Annotated in this window: 18 protein-coding genes; 7 read left to right on the top strand and 11 right to left on the bottom strand. The window is 71.4% G+C overall.

Annotated elements, in window-relative coordinates; genetic code table 11:
* Positions 1-1,066 (bottom strand): M28 family metallopeptidase (locus ABZY12_RS02550; protein ID WP_356886242.1); only part of this gene is annotated, 1,066 nt, incomplete at its 3' end.
* Positions 1,067-1,331: 265 nt separating this feature from the next.
* Here ABZY12_RS02550 and ABZY12_RS02545 point away from each other — a divergent pair.
* Genes ABZY12_RS02545 through ABZY12_RS02535 form a run of 3 tightly spaced genes read left to right on the top strand, consistent with a single transcriptional unit; the run spans position 1,332 to position 2,603 of the window.
* Complete coding sequence (locus tag ABZY12_RS02545; RefSeq protein ID WP_356886240.1) at positions 1,332-1,832, top strand: DUF1203 domain-containing protein; 501 nt, start codon at positions 1,332-1,334, stop codon at positions 1,830-1,832.
* A gap of 52 nt (positions 1,833-1,884) precedes the next feature.
* Entirely contained in the window at positions 1,885-2,382 is a 498-nt protein-coding gene (locus ABZY12_RS02540) for a DUF2975 domain-containing protein (RefSeq protein WP_356886238.1), read from the top strand.
* Positions 2,382-2,603 carry a helix-turn-helix transcriptional regulator gene (locus ABZY12_RS02535; RefSeq protein ID WP_356886236.1) on the top strand — a complete coding sequence of 74 codons (222 nt, stop codon included), beginning with the start codon at positions 2,382-2,384 and terminating at the stop codon, positions 2,601-2,603. Before ABZY12_RS02540 ends, ABZY12_RS02535 begins: the two co-directional genes overlap by 1 nt.
* Positions 2,604-2,681: 78 nt before the next feature.
* On the opposite strand, the gene ABZY12_RS02530 is transcribed toward ABZY12_RS02535, so the two are convergent.
* Positions 2,682-3,134, bottom strand: a complete 453-nt coding sequence (locus tag ABZY12_RS02530; protein WP_356886234.1) for a VOC family protein — start codon at positions 3,132-3,134, stop codon at positions 2,682-2,684.
* Between the two features lie 42 nt (positions 3,135-3,176).
* Here ABZY12_RS02530 and ABZY12_RS02525 point away from each other — a divergent pair, with 42 nt between their 5' ends.
* On the top strand, positions 3,177-3,767 hold the full coding sequence (locus ABZY12_RS02525; protein ID WP_356886300.1) for an ABATE domain-containing protein: 591 nt from the start codon (positions 3,177-3,179) through the stop codon (positions 3,765-3,767).
* Between the two features lie 106 nt (positions 3,768-3,873).
* On the opposite strand, the gene ABZY12_RS02520 is transcribed toward ABZY12_RS02525, so the two are convergent.
* Positions 3,874-4,347 carry a helix-turn-helix domain-containing protein gene (locus ABZY12_RS02520; protein WP_356886232.1) on the bottom strand — a complete coding sequence of 158 codons (474 nt, stop codon included), beginning with the start codon at positions 4,345-4,347 and terminating at the stop codon, positions 3,874-3,876.
* Positions 4,348-4,444: 97 nt separating this feature from the next.
* Between ABZY12_RS02520 and ABZY12_RS02515 the strand changes: the two genes are divergently transcribed.
* Together ABZY12_RS02515 and ABZY12_RS02510 are read left to right on the top strand one after the other, a co-directional pair.
* Complete coding sequence (locus ABZY12_RS02515) at positions 4,445-5,839, top strand: MFS transporter (RefSeq protein ID WP_356886230.1); 1,395 nt, start codon at positions 4,445-4,447, stop codon at positions 5,837-5,839.
* 26 nt (positions 5,840-5,865) lie between these two features.
* Positions 5,866-6,192 (top strand): DUF6401 family natural product biosynthesis protein, encoded by a 327-nt coding sequence (locus tag ABZY12_RS02510; protein ID WP_356886228.1) that lies wholly within the window; start codon positions 5,866-5,868, stop codon positions 6,190-6,192.
* A gap of 91 nt (positions 6,193-6,283) precedes the next feature.
* Here the strand turns inward: ABZY12_RS02510 and ABZY12_RS02505 are convergent, their stop codons facing one another.
* The 3 genes from ABZY12_RS02505 to ABZY12_RS02495 all read right to left on the bottom strand — a co-directional run bounded on the left by ABZY12_RS02505 (position 6,284) and on the right by ABZY12_RS02495 (position 9,224).
* The gene (locus tag ABZY12_RS02505) at positions 6,284-7,144 is read right to left on the bottom strand and encodes a hypothetical protein (RefSeq protein WP_356886226.1); all 861 of its coding nucleotides are present in this window, start codon (positions 7,142-7,144) and stop codon (positions 6,284-6,286) included.
* 90 nt (positions 7,145-7,234) lie between these two features.
* Entirely contained in the window at positions 7,235-8,245 is a 1,011-nt protein-coding gene (rarD, locus tag ABZY12_RS02500; RefSeq protein ID WP_356886224.1) for an EamA family transporter RarD, read from the bottom strand.
* Positions 8,246-8,357: 112 nt separating this feature from the next.
* The gene (locus ABZY12_RS02495; protein ID WP_356886223.1) at positions 8,358-9,224 is read right to left on the bottom strand and encodes an SDR family oxidoreductase; all 867 of its coding nucleotides are present in this window, start codon (positions 9,222-9,224) and stop codon (positions 8,358-8,360) included.
* 187 nt (positions 9,225-9,411) lie between these two features.
* On the opposite strand from ABZY12_RS02495, the gene ABZY12_RS02490 reads away from it, so the two are divergent.
* A complete protein-coding gene (locus tag ABZY12_RS02490; protein ID WP_356886298.1) occupies positions 9,412-9,759 on the top strand; it encodes a helix-turn-helix domain-containing protein in 348 nt (115 codons plus the stop codon).
* A 73-nt stretch (positions 9,760-9,832) separates the two neighbouring features.
* Here ABZY12_RS02490 and ABZY12_RS02485 read toward each other — a convergent pair whose 3' ends face one another.
* The 5 genes from ABZY12_RS02485 to ABZY12_RS02465 form a co-directional block, all read right to left on the bottom strand.
* On the bottom strand, positions 9,833-10,885 hold the full coding sequence (locus ABZY12_RS02485) for a 2-oxoacid:ferredoxin oxidoreductase subunit beta (RefSeq protein WP_356886221.1): 1,053 nt from the start codon (positions 10,883-10,885) through the stop codon (positions 9,833-9,835).
* The gene (locus ABZY12_RS02480) at positions 10,878-12,815 is read right to left on the bottom strand and encodes a 2-oxoacid:acceptor oxidoreductase subunit alpha (protein ID WP_356886219.1); all 1,938 of its coding nucleotides are present in this window, start codon (positions 12,813-12,815) and stop codon (positions 10,878-10,880) included. The genes ABZY12_RS02485 and ABZY12_RS02480 overlap by 8 nt, the downstream gene beginning before the upstream one ends.
* A 276-nt stretch (positions 12,816-13,091) precedes the next feature.
* The gene (locus tag ABZY12_RS02475) at positions 13,092-13,751 is read right to left on the bottom strand and encodes a response regulator transcription factor (RefSeq protein ID WP_356886296.1); all 660 of its coding nucleotides are present in this window, start codon (positions 13,749-13,751) and stop codon (positions 13,092-13,094) included.
* Positions 13,752-14,083: 332 nt separating this feature from the next.
* Positions 14,084-15,373 carry a sensor domain-containing protein gene (locus tag ABZY12_RS02470; RefSeq protein ID WP_356886294.1) on the bottom strand — a complete coding sequence of 430 codons (1,290 nt, stop codon included), beginning with the start codon at positions 15,371-15,373 and terminating at the stop codon, positions 14,084-14,086.
* 156 nt (positions 15,374-15,529) lie between these two features.
* Positions 15,530-16,696, bottom strand: coding sequence for a sensor domain-containing protein (locus ABZY12_RS02465; RefSeq protein ID WP_356886217.1), 1,167 nt, complete (start codon positions 16,694-16,696; stop codon positions 15,530-15,532).
* Positions 16,697-16,801: the final 105 nt, after the last annotated feature.

Here is a 16,801-nt window from a genome sequence, read left to right as displayed (position 1 = left end):
AGGGCGCGTTGCCGGTGATGCCGGTGACGTTGACCGTGGAGGTCACCGCGGCGCCGTTGTCCGGGATCGACACGTCGGCGGTGTTCTCGAAGACCGGCCCGGGCGGGGTGGTCGTACCGGCCGACAGCGTCCAGATCGCGTGGGCGACGGCGTCGCTGTTGCGGTCCAGGGCGGTGTCGTTGATGTTCGACGTGGTGTCGCAGGAGGAGTGGTAGCAGCGGTCGAAGGCCGTGGCCGTGCCGCCCCACTTCTGGACCTGCGCGCTGGTCTTGACCCGGCTGGCCCCGGTGAACAGACCGCCGACGGGGATGCCGGCGTTCTTGAACGAGGCGTGGTCGGAGCGGCCGTCGCCCTCGGTCTCGATCTCGGTGGGGACGCCGATGCCGGCGAAGTAGGACTTGAAGGTCTGCTCGATCGTCGGGTCGTCGTCGTAGACGAAGTAGCCGGGGTTCGGCGAGCCGATCATGTCGAAGTTCAGATAGCCGCTGAACTTCGAACGCTCGGTGGTGGGAAGGTTGTTGACGTAGTACTTCGACCCGACGAGCCCGAGCTCCTCGGCGCCCCACCAGCCGAAGCGCAGATGCTTCGTGGGCTTGAGACCGGCCCGGGAGACGGCGAGCGCGGTCTCCAGGACCGCGGCGGAACCGGAGCCGTTGTCGTTGATCCCGGCGCCGGAGGACACCGAGTCGAGGTGCGCGCCTGCCATGAGGACCTGGCCCGGGTCGCCGCCGGGCCAGTCGGCTATGAGGTTGTAGCCGGTGGTGCCGTTGTAGGTGAACTGCTGGACGGCGGTGGTGTATCCGGCCGCGTCCAGCTTGGCCTTCACGAAGTCGATGGACGCCTTGTAGCCGGGACGGCCGTGGGCGCGGTTGCCGCCGTTGGCGTTGGCGATCGACTGGAAGTCGGTCAAGTGCTGCTTGACGTTGGCCAACGGGATGTCGGGCGCCGCGAGAGTGCCGGCGGGGGCGGCCGGGGCCGCGGTCGCCGTGGTCCCGGCGAGTCCGCCGAGGGCCATCGCCGCGACGGCGGCGAGTGCGGCGGTACGTCTGGGAACGGAGAGTTTCATGTGGGGGCTCCGGATTCCGAACGGGGATGGGACGGAACGTGCGAGACGCCCCGCGGCGTGGGTGCCACGAGGCGCTGGAGCTGTGCGTGGTGCGGCTGTGCGTCTGTGCGTCGTACGGCTGTGCGTGCTGAATGTTCAGCGAGACTTTGACTCTCCGTCAAGAGCGGAAACCGGTCAGCCCCGTTCGCTGACCGGACAGATCACCCCGTAACGCGACGTCCGTATTCCGCCAGCGGTGGGGGTGGCCGGGCGTGAGGCTGGATCCATGACCGTCTTCACCGCACGCGCCATCGAACCCGCCGTTCTCGCCGAGCTCCGCGTCGCCGACGACGCGGGGCGGCCCTGCGTTCCGTACGTCCACGAGGAGGGCGGCGATCCGCTGCGCTGCTGTCTGCGGCCGGTGCGCGCCGGCGAGCGTGTCGCGCTCGTCTCGTACGCGCCGCTGCGTCGCTGGGCGGCGGCGACCGGTGCGGAGCCGGGGGCGTACGACGAGCAGGGGCCGGTCTTCATCCACGCCGAGGAGTGCCGGGGGCCGGGCGACACGGAGGCGTACCCCTTCTCGCGCTCCGGCGCCCTGCGCACGCTGCGCCGGTACGGCGCCGACGGCCGCATCGTCGGCGGCCGGCTCCTGGAGATCCCGGAGGCCGCGACCGAGGCGTTCGACGCGGCCTTCGCGGAGGCTTTCGCCGATCCGGACGTGGCGCTCGTCCATGTCCGGGCCGTCGAGTACGGCTGCTTCCACTACGAGGTCCGCCGGGACTTGTAGCGCCTATCGACTTTCGATAGATTTCCATCGTGACTCGATCGAAGGAGAAGCGATGGGAAAGCTGACAGTGCTCGCGCTGCGCGCCGTGCTCGTGGCGCTGCTCGCCGGCTCGGTGTTCGTGCAGGCGGTGATGGTGCCCCTGCTGGCCATCGACATGAAGGATCTCGACGCCGACGTCGCCCATCTGCGTACCCCGGTCCTCGTGATCACGGTCCTGGGCATCGTGGCCGCTCAGGTCGTCCTCGTCTGCGTGTGGCGGCTGGTGACGATGGTGCGGCGCGGCACCGTCTTCTCCCACGCCGCCTTCCGGTACGTGCACATCGTGATCGGCGCGATCGTGGCGGCCGCGCTCCTGGTCTTCGCGTTCGGCGTCGTCCTGGCCCCGGGCGAGGCCGTCGCGCCGGGCGTCGTCCTTCTGATCGGCGGAGTCGGCGTGGCGGTCCTCGGGATCGCGCTCATCGTGCTGGTGCTGCGGATGCTGCTCGCCCAGGCCGTCGCCCGCGACGCCGAGGCGACGAAGATGAAGGCCGAGCTGGACGAGGTGATCTGATGCCGATCGCCGTCGACATCGACGTGATGCTCGCCAGGCGGAAGATGTCCGTGGGGGAGCTGGCCGAGCGCGTCGGGATCACCCCCGCCAACCTGGCGGTACTCAAGAACGGCCGCGCCAAGGCGGTGCGCTTCGCGACGCTCGCCGCGCTTTGCGAGGTGCTGGAGTGCCAGCCGGGAGACCTGCTCCGGTGGGAGGCCGAGGACCCCCCGGCCGGCTGACGGCGAGACACCCCCGGGGGTCCCGGGGGGTGCGCGGTGACCGCGCCGCGTACCTCCGGGACCTCTGGGGGCACCCGGTCACTGCACGCAGAACTCGTTCCCCTCCGGGTCCGCCATCACCACCCACGTACCCCCCTGCTCCGACACGCGGCGCAGGACCGACGCCCCCTGTGCCGCCAGGCGGTCCACCTCCGCGTCGCGGGCGTCCGGGCCCGGGTGGAGGTCCATGTGGAGGCGGTTCTTGACCGTCTTCTTCTCCGGGACGCGCTGGAAGAGCAGGCGGCGGCCGAGCCCGGCGCCGCTCTGCTCGTCGTACGGGTCGTCCGGATGTCGGACAGCGGCCAGATCTCGCCATGCGAGGCGGCCGGAGACCGAGAGCGTCATCTCGGGCGTCACGACGCCCAGTGCGAGGAGCCGGGTGATGTGGGCGCTGTGGTCCTCGTCCGTGTAGCCCAGCGCGGCCGCCCAGAAGGAGGCCTGGGCGTGCGGGTCGGCGGCGTCGATCACGAGCTTCCAGTGGATCGGAGTCATGTAACCACTTATAATGGTTTCGTGACGCGGGCCACAACAGCGATGACACTGAACCACCCGGACGGCCAGACGTTCCCGTTCGACGCGGGCGCCCTCTGTCTGGAACTGCTGGTGACGGGCGGCCCCGGTCCGGTGGCCTCGCGGTTCGAAGTCCTCGACCGGGCCGACGGGCTGCTCGACTGGGTCCGGCGGTGCCGGCTCGCGCCCGGACTCGACCTGACGGTCACCGCGGCCGAACTCGCGCGGGTACGGGACGTGCGGGACGCGCTGTGGCGGCTCGCCGGCGCACGGGCGCACGGACGGCCCCTCCCCCCGGACGACGTCGACACCGTCAACGCGGCCGCCGCCCATCCGCCGCTCGTCGCCCGGTTCACCGCGGCCGGCGCGCACGCCTGGGCCCCCGGAGCGACCGGGACCGCTCTGCTCTCGACCGTCGCCCGCGACGCGATCGAGCTGTTCACCGGCCCCCATGCCGACCGGCTCCGCGTCTGCGGATCCGACAACTGCGCGCTGCTGTTCGTGGACACCTCTCGCCCCGGGCGCCGCCGCTGGTGCGCGATGGAGCGGTGCGGCAACCGACACAAGGTGCGGGCGCACCGGGCTCGTACCACCGGCGACGAAGGGGACAGCTGAGGGCGCCGGGGTTTGACCCTGAACGGCCCGCGCTCAGGCCCCGGCCCAGGCCGTGCCCGTGCTCAGGTCGTGGCCCCGCCAGACCGCACTCGGACCGGGCTCGCGCTCAGGCCCTGGCCGTCTCTCGCTCCGCCGCCTCCCGCTCCGCCGCCTCCCGTGCGTCGTACGCCTCCCGCGCCGCCGCGATCTCGTTCTGGTGCCGCTCCGTCCACGTCACCAGCGAGCGGATCGTCGTGTGCAGCGTCCCGCCCAGCGGCGTCAGTTCGTACTCCACGCGCGGCGGCACCACCGGATGGACCGTCCGCTTCACCAGGCCGTCCCGCTCCAGCTGCCGCAGCGTGACCGTCAGCATCCGCTGGCTGATCCCGTCGATCTCCCGCCGCAGCTCCGTGAAGCGCAGCCTGCGCCGGTCCAGCAGGGCGATGACGAGCAGCGACCACTTGTCCGCCACCCGGTCGAGGATCTGCCGGACCTCACAGTCCTCCCGGGTGTCCCACTGGAAGGGGTCGGTGTCTCCGTCGTCCCCGGCGCCGTAGGTCACTCCGCAGTGACTCGGTGACTTCAAAGTGCCTTCTTCCATGGCACCTGATGCTCCCTCATGATGCAGATGGTTACAAGAGGGAACCGACCCTCTGGCCAGTAACCGCTTCCCGCCCCCTCCCGCCCTGGAGACAGCTGTGTCCGTACGCGCCTGGAGCCTTCTTCTCGTCCTCTGCGGCACGATCTTCCTCGAAGGCATCGACGTCGCCATGCTCGCCGTCGCGGTTCCCTCGATCAGATCCGACCTGGAGTTGTCCACCGGCACCGCGGCCTGGGTGATGTCCGCCTACGTCCTCGGCTACGCCGGCTTCACCCTCCTCGGCGGCCGCGCCGCCGATCTCCTCGGCCGCCGCCGGATGTTCCTCGCCTGGCTCACCGTCTTCCTGCTCTTCTCCGGTCTCGGCGGCCTCGCGACCGAGGGCTGGATGCTGATCGTCGCCCGCTTCGTGACCGGTGTCGCCGCCGCCTTCATGACCCCCGCCGCGATGTCGATCATCACCACCTCCTACGAGGAGGGTCCGCAGCGCAACCAGGCCCTGCTGGTCTTCGCCGGTACCGCCGCCGGCGGCTTCTCGCTCGGCCTCGTCATCGGCGGGCTCCTCACCCAGCTCGGCTGGCGCTGGGTCTTCTTCGCGCCCGTGCTGCTCGCCGGGGCGGTGCTGCTCGCCGCGCTGCGTCTGATCCCGAAGGAGCCGCGGCCCGAGAAGGCGGCGGGCGGCTTCGACCTGGGCGGCGCGCTCACGGCCGCCGGGGCGATGCTGCTGCTGGCGTTCGCGATCGTACGACTGGAGCACGGGCTCGACGGCTGGGCGCTGACGGCGCTCGTCCTCGCCGCCGGACTCGTCCTCGCCGGGGTGTTCGTCGCCGTGGAACGACGGGCCGCCGCCCCGCTCGTACGGCTCGGTCTGCTGCGCAAGGCGTCCATGGTCCGCGCCGAACTGGGAGCGCTGCTCTTCGTCGGCTCGTTCTTCGGCTTCCAGTTCGTGGCCACCCTCTACCTCCAGGAGCTGCGCGGCTGGTCCTCCCTGGAGACCGCGCTCGCCCTGCTCGTGATGGGCATCGACGCCGTCCTCGCCCCGACCCTGACGCCGAGGCTGGTCGCACGGTTCGGCAACGGCAAGGTGATCCTCGGCGGCTTCGTGCTCGCGGTCGTCTCGTACGCGCTGTTCCTGCCGGTGGGCCCCGACTGGTCGTACGCGGCGATGTTCCCGACCCTGCTCCTGACCGGGCTCGCCTTCGCCCTCGCCTACGGGCCGCTGACGATCGCCGCGACCGACGGCGTCGCCGAGGAGGAGCAGGGGCTCGCGAGCGGACTGCTCACCACGGCGACGCAGTTCGGCTCCGCGGTCGGCATCTCGGCGGTGACGGCGGTGTACGGGATCGTCGGCGGCGGACTCGGCGGTTTCCGGGCGGCCTTGGCGGTGCCGGTGGCGATGGTGGCGCTCGGCGCGGTGGTCACCGCGACCGGCCTGCGGCCGAAGAGGTCCGTGTCCGAGCTCCCGGCGGCTGCGACCAAGGTCACGGTCTCGTAGGCGGGACGCGCCCTTAGTGTGGAGGAATGAACGATTCGCCCGGCTGCCCGCTGGTGGGCGTCGCCGCCACGTACATGCCCCGGCTCTCGGAGTTCTCCTTCGAGCCGGGGCTCGTGGCTGCCGTGGACCAGCACGCCGCGGCGGTCCGTGACGCGCTGGTCCCGACCGTCCCGGCTCAGCGGAGCCCGGAGGGCGGGACCGTCCGGCGGGAGGATCTGTCGGACTACGTCCTCGGATTCACCGACTGGCTGTCGGAGGCGGACTGGGTGGAGCCGGTGGGGTACGACTTCGCGACGCTGCGGCTGACGGCCGTGTGCTGGCTGATCCGCGAGCACGATCTGCTGGACTCGTAGCACCGGCGGCCACCGGCAGCACCGGCGGCCACCGGCAGCACCGGCGGCCACCGGCAGCACCGGCGGCCACCGGCAGCGGTGGCAACAGTGGCTACATCGGGTCGATCGGCTCCGGGCCCTGCCCCGTGTCGCGGCCGCCCCGGCCCATGTCCCTGCCGCCCATGTCCCTGCCGCCCATGTCGCGCCCCTGGTCCATGCGTTCCTGCGGGGCCGGCATACCGCGCTTCGCGTCCTCGCGACCGCGCTGGTACGCGGAGATCTGGTCCTTCGCGTGGCCCGTCTCCGTCTCGGCGGCCGAGAGCCAGCGCTCCCACCGCTGCCGCATCGGGGTGATCAGGCCGCCGCCGACGCCGACGATCATGATGCCCGCCATGGTCGCGAGGACCGCCGTGAGCACCGGTCCGGTCACGGCGGTGGCGATGCCCGCCTGGCTGAGGGCGGCGATCACGCCGAGACCCACGATGAACGCCCAGGCCGCCGTGGCCACGACCCTGCCGTACGACATCTGGCCCAGCGCACCCGTGACGATGTCCCGGACGGCGCGGGCGATGGCCATCGCCACCACGACGATGACGACGGCGACGATCGCCCTCGGCAGCCAGGCGACGATGCCGTTGATCATGACGCTCACCGGGTTGGGGCCGAAGACCCCGAAGGCGAGCTGGAGCGCGATCAGCAGGACCGCGTAGTACAGGATCTTGGCGATGATCCCGGTGGCGTCGTACTTGGACCCCTTGAGGGTGTTGGCGACGCCACTGCGTTCGGCCATTCGCTCGAAGCCGACCTTCCGCAGCACGCGGTCCGCGACCTTGGCGATCATCTTCGCCACGAACCAGCCGATGAGCAGGATCGCGAGGAAGCCGATGAATTTCGGTACGAACGAGGCGATGGCCGACCAGGCGTCGGTGAATCCGCGGCCGAAGTCGACCGAGAGGGCGAGGGTCTGCGACATGACGCGTTCTCTCCGCTCGGGATGGGCTCGCACGGGCAGCGAGGCCTTGGACTCCCGACGTAACACCGCCCCCGTCGACCGTGCCTCCGGTCAGCGCCCCGGCTGGGCCGATGGAGTGGAAACCGGCGTACCTTCCGGGTCGTCGGCGGAGCCTCCGCCCGCGGAGAGTTCGGTCGACGAGAGCCTGGCCCGCGCCGCCGCCTCGATGGCCGCCCGGCTCCGGTGGGCCGTCCGCAGGGCGTCCCAGGTCAGGAGCGTCAGGGCCAGCCACACCAGCGAGAAGCCGGCCCAGCGCTCCGGCGGCATCGCCTCGTGGAAGTAGACGACCCCCAGAAGGAACTGGAAGACCGGCGCGAGGTACTGCAGCAGCCCCAGCGTCGACAGCGGCACGCGGATCGCCGCCGCGCCGAAGCAGACCAGCGGTGCGGCCGTCACGACACCGGTCGCCGCGAGCAGGGCGGCGTGGCCCGCCCCCGCCGCGCCGAACGTGGCCTCGCCGGTCGAGCCGAGCCAGAGCAGATAGCCCAGGGCGGGCAGGAACTGGATCGCGGTCTCGGCCGCCAGCGACTCCAGGCCGCCGATGTTGACCTTCTTCTTCACCAGGCCGTAGACGGCGAAGGAGAAGGCCAGCATCAGCGAGAGCCACGGCGGCCGCCCGTAGCCGATCGCGAGGACGAGCACGGCCGCGAAGCCGATGCCGACCGCCGCCCACTGCACGGGCCGCAGCCGCTCCTTGAGGAGCAGGACGCCCATGGCGATGGTGACGAGCGGGTTGATGAAGTATCCGAGGGAGGCCTCGACGACCTGGCCGGAGTTCACGGCCCAGATGTAGCCGCCCCAGTTGACGCTGATCACGGCCGCGGCCAGGGCGATCAGGCCCAGCTTGCGCGGGCTGCGGAGCAGTTCGCGTATCCAGCCCCAGCGGCGCAGCGCCGCCAGCGCGATGCTGACGACGACCAGCGACCAGACCATCCGGTGGGCGAGGATCTCGACCGCCCCGGCCGGCTCCAGGAGCGGCCAGAAGAGCGGGAACAGCCCCCAGATGCCGTAGGCGCCGATCCCGTACAGGAGCCCTGCTCGCCCCTCGTCGTCCGTCTTCACCGAACCTCCTGCCCTGTGCCGCGCCGTCCTGAAGACGGTAGCGCCGCACAGGGCGCGATGTCATGTCCGTACCGCGATACGGTCATGACCCTCCGGCGGGTGAGGCGGGCGGCTAGGCGAGGGGCTGGGCGAGGGCCTCGGTGATCGTCTCGCTGATCGGAGTGGTCGGGCGCCCGATCAGGCGGGAGAGGTCGCCGTCGCCGCGCGCGAGGGCTCCGCGCTCGATGGCCTTGTCGACGTCCACCAGGATCTCCGCGAAGGGCTGCGGGACGCCCGCGCCGGTGAGGACCGCCAGGTGCGTCTCGGCGGGGACGCTGCGGTACACGATCTCCTCGCCGGTCTGGCGGGCGACCTCGGCCGCGTACTCGGTGAGCGACCAGGCGACATCGCCGCTCAGCTCGTACGCCCGCCCGAGGTGCCCCTCACCGGTCAGGACGGCGGCGGCCGCGGCCGCGTAGTCGGCGCGGGAGGCCGAGGCGACCCGGCCCTCGCCCGCGTTGGCGACGACGGCGCCGTGCGCCAGGACCGGAGCGAGGTTCGCGGTGTAGTTCTCGGTGTACCAGCCGTTACGGAGGAAGGTGTACGGCAGGCCCGAGTCGAGGATCAGCCGCTCGGTCTCCTTGTGCTCGGCGGCCAGGTCGAAGTCGGCCGCCGGGCCGCCGAGAATGCCGGTGTACGCGAGCTGCGCGACGCCCGCCGCCTTGGCCGCGTCGATCACCGCGGAGTGCTGCGGTACGCGCTGCCCGACCTCGCTGCCGGAGATCAGCAGCACCCGGTCACCGGCCTCGAAGGCGTCCGCCAGCGTCTCCGGCCGGCTGTAGTCGGCGATCCGCAGCTCGACGCCGCGCTCGGCGAGGTCGGCCGCCTTCGCCTTGTCCCGCACGACGGCGACGACGGACTCGGCGGGGACGCGGCTCAGCAGCTCGTCGATGACGAGACGGCCGAGCTGTCCGGTGGCTCCGGTGACGACGATGCTCATGGCGTTCTCACTCCTGGAGAGGGAATCGTTCGGGGTGTCCACTCACCGTAGGTGGGGCGCCAACTATTCGAAAGTACCCACTTTGAAGTAAGGTACTGGCATGGGAGTAAGTGCGGCCGGAGTCGATGGCGCGGCAGTGAGCGGCAATGGGCACGACGGTGCGCGGCGGCCCGACGTCAAGGACCCCATGTGCCCCTCGCGGCTCGTTCTGGAGCACGTCACCAGCCGCTGGGGCGTGCTGATCCTGATCGCCCTCCTCGAGCGTTCGTACCGCTTCGGCGAGCTGCGCCGCGAGATCGGCGGTGTCAGCGAGAAGATGCTGACCCAGACCCTCCAGACCCTGGAGCGCGACGGCTTCGTCCACCGCGACGCCAAGCCGGTGATCCCGCCCCGGGTCGACTACAGCCTCACCGAGCTGGGCGCGGAGGCCGCCCGTCAGGTCGCGGAGCTGGGGCGCTGGACGGAGCGCCGGGTGGCGGCGGTGCAGGAGGCCCGCGCACGGTACGACGCAGCGCGGCGCGAGAGCGCCGGCTGATCACTACGTGACGGGACACGTGAGGGGCGCGGCAGCCGGGCTGCCGCGCCCCTCACGCCGTACGACGCGTGTCCTAACCGACCACGGTCCAGGTGTCGTTGCCCGTCAGCAGCTGGCCCAGGTCTCCCTTGCCGTGCTGCTCGATCGCCGTGTCCAGCTGGTCCGCCATCAGCGTGTCGTACACCGGCCGGCGCACCGACCTGAACACCCCGATCGGCGTCTGGTGCAGGGTGTCCGGATCCGCGAGGCGGGACAGCGCGAACGCGGTGGTCGGGGAGGCGGCGTGGGCGTCGTGGACCAGGACGGCGCTCTCGTTCTCGGGGCTGACGGTGACGACCTTCAGGTCGCCCGTCGCCGGGTCCCGGACGACGCCCTTGGCCAGGTCGGCGCCGAAGCGGATCGGCTGCCCGTGCTCCAGCCGGATCACGGCCTCCTGCGCCTGGTCCTTGTCCTTCAGGACCTCGAAGGCGCCGTCGTTGAAGATGTTGCAGTTCTGGTAGATCTCCACCAGCGCCGTGCCCGGGTGGTCGGCGGCCTGGCGCAGCACCTCGGTGAGGTGCTTGCGGTCGGAGTCGACGGTCCGCGCCACGAACGACGCCTCCGCGCCGATCGCCAGCGACACCGGGTTGAAGGGCGCGTCGAGCGAGCCCATCGGGGTCGACTTGGTGATCTTGCCGACCTCGCTGGTCGGGCTGTACTGCCCCTTGGTCAGGCCGTAGATCCGGTTGTTGAAGAGCAGGATCTTGAGGTTGACGTTGCGGCGCAGGGCGTGGATGAGGTGGTTGCCGCCGATGGAGAGCGCGTCGCCGTCACCCGTGACGACCCAGACCGACAGGTCGCGGCGCGAGGTGGCCAGACCGGTGGCGATGGCGGGGGCGCGGCCGTGGATGGAGTGCATCCCGTACGTGTTCATGTAGTACGGGAATCGGGAGGAGCAGCCGATGCCGGAGACGAAGACGATGTTCTCCTTCGCCAGGCCCAGCTCCGGCATGAAGCCCTGCACGGCGGCGAGGACGGCGTAGTCACCGCACCCCGGGCACCAGCGCACCTCCTGGTCGGACTTGAAGTCCTTCATCGACTGGGCGGCTTCGGCCTTGGGCACGAGGTTCAGGAGTGACTCAGACATCGATGGCCTCCTTGAGTGCCGCGGCGAGCTGCTCGGCCTTGAACGGCATGCCGTTGACCTGCGTGTACGACTGCGCGTCGACGAGGTACTTCGCCCGGACGAGGGTGGCGAGCTGGCCCAGGTTCATCTCGGGGACCACCACCTTCTCGTACCGCTCGAGCACCTCTCCGAGGTTCTTCGGGAAGGGGTTCAGATGGCGCAGGTGCGCCTGGGCGATGGGCGCTCCCTCGCGGCGGAGCCGGCGGACGGCCGCCGTGATGGGGCCGTAGGTGGAGCCCCAGCCGAGGACCAGGGTCGTCGCGCCGTCCGGGTCGTCGACGTCGAGGTCCGGGACCTCGATGCCGTCGATCTTGGCCTGACGGGTGCGGACCATGAAGTCGTGGTTGGCGGGGTCGTAACTGATGTTGCCGGAGCCGTCCTGCTTCTCGATGCCGCCGATGCGGTGTTCGAGGCCGGGGGTGCCGGGCACGGCCCACGGCCGGGCGAGGGTCAACGGATCGCGCTTGTACGGCCAGAAGACCTCGGTGCCGTCCGCGAGCTCGTGGTTGGGGCTGGAGGCGAACTGCACGCGCAGATCGGGGAGTTCGTCGAGGTCGGGGATCCGCCAGGGCTCGGAGCCGTTGGCGAGGTAGCCGTCGGAGAGCAGGAAGACCGGCGTGCGGTACGTGAGCGCGATCCGGGCCGCGTCGAGGGCCGCGTCGAAACAGTCGGCGGGGGTCTTCGGCGCCACGACGGGAACCGGCGCCTCGCCGTTGCGGCCGTACATGGCCTGGAGGAGGTCGGCCTGCTCGGTCTTGGTGGGCAGACCGGTCGACGGCCCACCGCGCTGGATGTCGACGATCAGCAGCGGCAGCTCCAGGGAGACCGCGAGGCCGATCGTCTCGGACTTCAGCGCCACCCCGGGACCGGAGGTGGTGGTGACGGCCAGCGAGCCGCCGAAGGCCGCGCCGAGCGCGGCGCCGATGCCGGCGATCTCGTCCTCGGCCTGGAAGGTGCGGACGCCGAAGTTCTTGTGCTTGCTCAGCTCGTGCAGGATGTCGGAGGCTGGCGTGATCGGGTACGAGCCCAGGTAGAGCGGGAGATCCGCCTGCCGGGACGCGGCGATCAGGCCGTAGGAGAGGGCCAGGTTCCCGGAGATGTTCCGGTACGTGCCGGTGGGGAAGGCCGCGGTCGCCGGGGCGACCTCGTAGGAGACGGCGAAGTCCTCGGTCGTCTCGCCGAAGTTCCACCCGGCCCGGAACGCTGCCACGTTCGCCTCGGCGATCTGCGGTTTCTTGGCGAACTTCTGCCGCAGGAAGGTCTCGGTGCCCTCGGTCGGCCGGTGGTACATCCAGGAGAGCAGCCCGAGCGCGAACATGTTCTTGGAGCGCTCGGCCTCCTTCCGGGACAGGCCGAACTCCTTGAGCGCCTCGATCGTCAGCGTGGTCAGCGGGACCGGATGGACCCGGTACCCGGCCAGCGAGCCGTCCTCCAGCGGAGAGGTCTCGTAGCCGACCTTGGCCATGGCGCGCTTGGCGAACTCGTCGGTGTTGACGATGATCTCGCCGCCGCGCGGCACGTCGCCGATGTTGGCCTTCAGCGCGGCCGGGTTCATCGCGACCAGCACGTTCGGGGCGTCGCCCGGGGTCAGGATGTCGTGGTCGGCGAAGTGCAGCTGGAACGAGGAGACACCCGGCAGGGTGCCGGCGGGCGCCCGGATCTCGGCGGGGAAGTTCGGCAGCGTCGAGAGGTCGTTCCCGAAGGACGCCGTCTCGGAGGTGAACCGGTCACCCGTGAGCTGCATGCCGTCGCCGGAGTCACCCGCGAAGCGGATGATCACCCGGTCGAGACGCCGGACTTCCTTCTCTGTGCCGTGGTGGGGCGCCGCCGGAGCGCTGCGCTGCTCCCCGACCAGGGCCTCACCGGCCTCGTTGCTGACCTGGCTGGTCACTGAACTGGACCTCCCTCGCGGCAAGGGTCTCCTCCGCCCGTGGCGGGAGAAGGCTCGGGTGACGGCCGGCCGACCGGTCGTCCCGTGGCCCACCCTACGACGGTAAGGGGGGCCTTCCCGGGACTTCTCGCAGAGCGGACCTCTTTTTGAGACGCCCTCTTGCCCTGGATTATTACGTTATGTCTAGCCCTTCAGTGAGCGGAGCGTGACCCTCCGCTCGTACTTCTGTCCTACGACCGGTCCGGTCGCTTCCTCGTCCGGCAGGGTGTCAGGTCGTCACGAGTTCAGGTAGGTCAACACCGCGAGTACCCGACGGTGATCCCCGTCACTCGGCGACAGCCCGAGCTTCAGGAAGATGTTGCTGACGTGCTTCTCCACCGCGCCGTCGCTCACCACCAGCTGCTTCGCGATCGCCGAGTTGGTCCGGCCCTCCGCCATCAGGCCGAGAACCTCCCGCTCACGCGGGGTGAGGTTGGCCAGCACGTCCTGCTTGCGGCTGCGGCCCAGGAGCTGCTGCACGACCTCAGGGTCCAGCGCCGTACCGCCGCGTGCCACCCGGACCACCGCGTCCACGAACTCCCGGACCTCCGCCACCCGGTCCTTCAGCAGATAGCCCACACCCCGGCTGGAGCCGGCGAGAAGCTCGGTGGCGTACCGCTCCTCCACGTACTGCGAAAGGACCAGGACCCCGACTTCGGGGTACTCCTTGCGCAGCCGCACCGCCGCGCGTACGCCCTCGTCCGTATGGGTGGGCGGCATCCGCACATCGGCCACGACCACGTCCGGCAGCGCGTCCTCCCCGGCCAGCCCGGCCACGGTCTTCACCAGGGCCTCGCCGTCCCCGACACCGGCGACGACCTCGTGCCCCCGGTCGGTCAGCAGCCGGGTCAGCCCCTCCCGGAGCAGCACCGAATCCTCGGCGATGACCACCCGCACCCTGCCCGCCACGTCTTCCACGCCCACGATCCCGCAGCCCCCATGTCGATGTTCCGATGAGCCCCCAGCATCGCAGCAACGCCATCCCCCGTCGGGGCAATCGTCCGGCTGGGCGATGGGGGCCCGGACGAAGTCCGGGGGAGGGCGGCCACAACGGACGGGCGCCCCTGCCGGACGGGCGCCCCTTGCCGGGCCCAGGCTCCCGGGGGAGGGCGGGCACAACGAACGGGCGCCCCTGCCGGACGGGGGCCCCTTGCCGGTCCCGGGCTCCGGTGCCTGCGGCGCCCACAGGTGCGGCGCCGTTCACGTGCGTGTCAGGACGCCGCCGCGGCTCACGCGCGCCAGGGCAGCTCCGCCGTGACCGTCGTCGGGCCGCCGGCCGGGGAGTCGACCGCCAGGATGCCGTCGACCGCGTCGAGCCGCTCCGTGAGACCGGCCAGGCCGCTGCCCGCGGCGACGTCCGCGCCGCCCCGGCCGTCGTCCCTGACCTGGAGCATCAGCCGGTCGCCCGTCCGCCACACCTCCACCCACGCGCGCCGCGCCCGCGCGTGCTTGGAGACGTTCTGCAGCAGCTCCGACACGGTGAAGTAGGCGATGCCCTCGATCGCCGGAACCGGCCGGGCCGGCAGATCCACCTCCACCGACACCGGAACCGCGCACCGGGACGCCACCGCCGACAGCGCCGCGTCCAGACCGCGATCCGTGAGGACCGCCGGATGGATGCCCCGCGCAAGATCGCGCAGCTCCCGCAGCGCGATCTTGACCTCGCCGTGCGCCTCCTCCACCATCCGCGCCGCCGCCCGCGGGTCCTTGGCCAGCTTCTCCTTCGCCAGACCCAGATCCATGGCGAGCGCCACGAGCCGGGCCTGCGCGCCGTCGTGCAGGTCGCGCTCGATACGGCGCAGATCGGCGGCGGCCGTGTCCACGACCACGCCCCGGTCCGTCTCCAGCTCCGTCACCCGCGTCGCCAGGCGCGACGGCCCGAGCAGCCCGGACACCATCAGCCGGTCCACGGCGGCGAGCCCACGGATCAGCCACGGCCCCACGAGCACGAAGAGCAGACCGACGGCGCTGGTGACCGCGATCTCGAAGGGCGAGTCGAGATAGAAGGCGTGCGTCTTGTCGCCGTACAGCTGTAGGCCGTCCTGCCCCGCGTACAGCGGGAACACCCACTGCCACAGCGGATACGTGAAGAGGGACCAGCCCCAGCCCATGAAGGCCACCGCGACCGAGAAGGCGAACACCGACCACGGGAAGTGGAGGATCGCGTACAGAAGATGGCGCCAGGACGCCCCGCTCTTCAGCATCGCGCCCATCCACGACATCGGCCCGCCTCCGGCACGGCCCCGCACCGGCTCCGGCGCCCCCACGTCCAGCCGCAGCAGACCGCGTGCCCGGGCCCGCTCCACCGCGCCGAAGCCGCGGCACATCGCCAGGCCCGCGGCCAGGACCGGAATCCCCAGGAAGGTGATCAGCAGGCCCGCGCCCGCCGACACCGCAGCGACGGAGAGGGCGAAGTACAGACAGCCGAGCGGCAGCCCGAGCAGCAGGTAGCCGAACTCCCGCCAGGTGCGGGCCTCGAACGGTGCGCGGATCGCGGCGGGAAGGCGGTGGGTGGCCATCGCTGGTGTCCGTTTCTGCTCGGAGAGGTCCATGCGGTGCATGCCTCAAGACTTCCGGTCCGGCGCGCGCCGGACCATGAGGAGGGTCGGCGTCTCGGGGCGGGGGATTTCCCTACCACCCGGCCCGGGAGCCGGGCCGCGCCGGCTGTTCGGCGCTCAGGCGCCCGGCCGCTCCCGCCACGGCAGCTCGGCCGTCACCGTCGTCGGACCGCCCTGCGGCGAGTCGAGGACGAAGAGCCCGTCCACCGCCCCCAGCCGCTCCGCGAGCCCCGCCATCCCCGTGCCGCCGTCCAGCCGCGCGCCGCCGCGGCCGTCGTCCCGCACCTGGAGCAGCAGCCGGTCGTCCCGGCGCCAGACCTCCACCGAGGCGGACCGCGCCCGCGCGTGCTTGGACACGTTCTGGAGCAGCTCGGAGACGGTGAAGTACGCGATGCCCTCGATTGCCTCGGCCGGACGCCGGTCCAGATCGACGGTCACCTTCACCGGCACCGTGCACCGGGCGGCGACGGCGGAGAGGGCCGCGTCCAGACCGCGGTCGGTGAGGACCGCCGGATGGATGCCCCGCGCCAGATCGCGCAGCTCCTGCAGTGCCAGCTTCACCTCGCCGTGCGCCTCGTCGACCATCGCGGCCGCCGCCTCCGGGTCCTCGAGGAGCTTCTCCTTCGCCAGACCGAGCCCCATCGCCAGCGCCACGAGCCGGGCCTGCGCGCCGTCGTGCAGATCGCGCTCGATGCGGCGCAGATCGGCGGCGGCCGTGTCCACGACCACCCCCCGGTCCGACTCCAGTTCGGCGACCCGCCGCTCCAGCTCGTCCGAGGGCGAGAGTAGACCGCGGACCATGGCCCGGTCGGCGTTGGACAGACCGCGGGCGATGAACGGCAGCACGGGCCAGAGCACGATCAGCCCGACGAGGGCCACCGTGAACGTCACGACCCCCCAGGGCAGCCGGATGAACCCGTACAGCACCGTCCGCCAGGCGACGGGATCCTTCAACGCCGTCCACAGCCAGGGGAGGAAGCCGTGCCGACGGGGCAGCGGACTGGGCTCCTCCACCCGTACACCGAGCAGCGCCCGGGCCCTCGCCCGCTCGGCCCGGCCCATCCCGCGCGCCCCGGCCAGACCGAGGGCGAGGAGCGGCAGACCGATCACGGTGACCGACAGGCCCACCCCGAGGAGGACCGAGACCACCGCGTACACGAAGCCGACCAGTGCGAACGGCAGATTGGAGAGGAGGAAGGAGATCTCCTTCCAGGTGTGCCGGCCGTAGGCGAGGCGCGCGGGCGGCAGTCTGTCGCTGTCAGGGCTTTCGGTGTCGACGCTCATGGGCTCAAGCCTGCCGGTCGGGAGTCCGGCGACGCCATGGGGTCCGTGGGTGGGCCGGGGTAGGGATATCCCCACCCGTGGCCCCACCCGCGCCCTCCACGTCCC

It is taken from the genome of Streptomyces sp. NPDC006551, assembly GCF_040611675.1.
Classification (GTDB): domain Bacteria; phylum Actinomycetota; class Actinomycetes; order Streptomycetales; family Streptomycetaceae; genus Streptomyces.
This window is presented reverse-complemented; position numbering and strand designations above follow the sequence as displayed.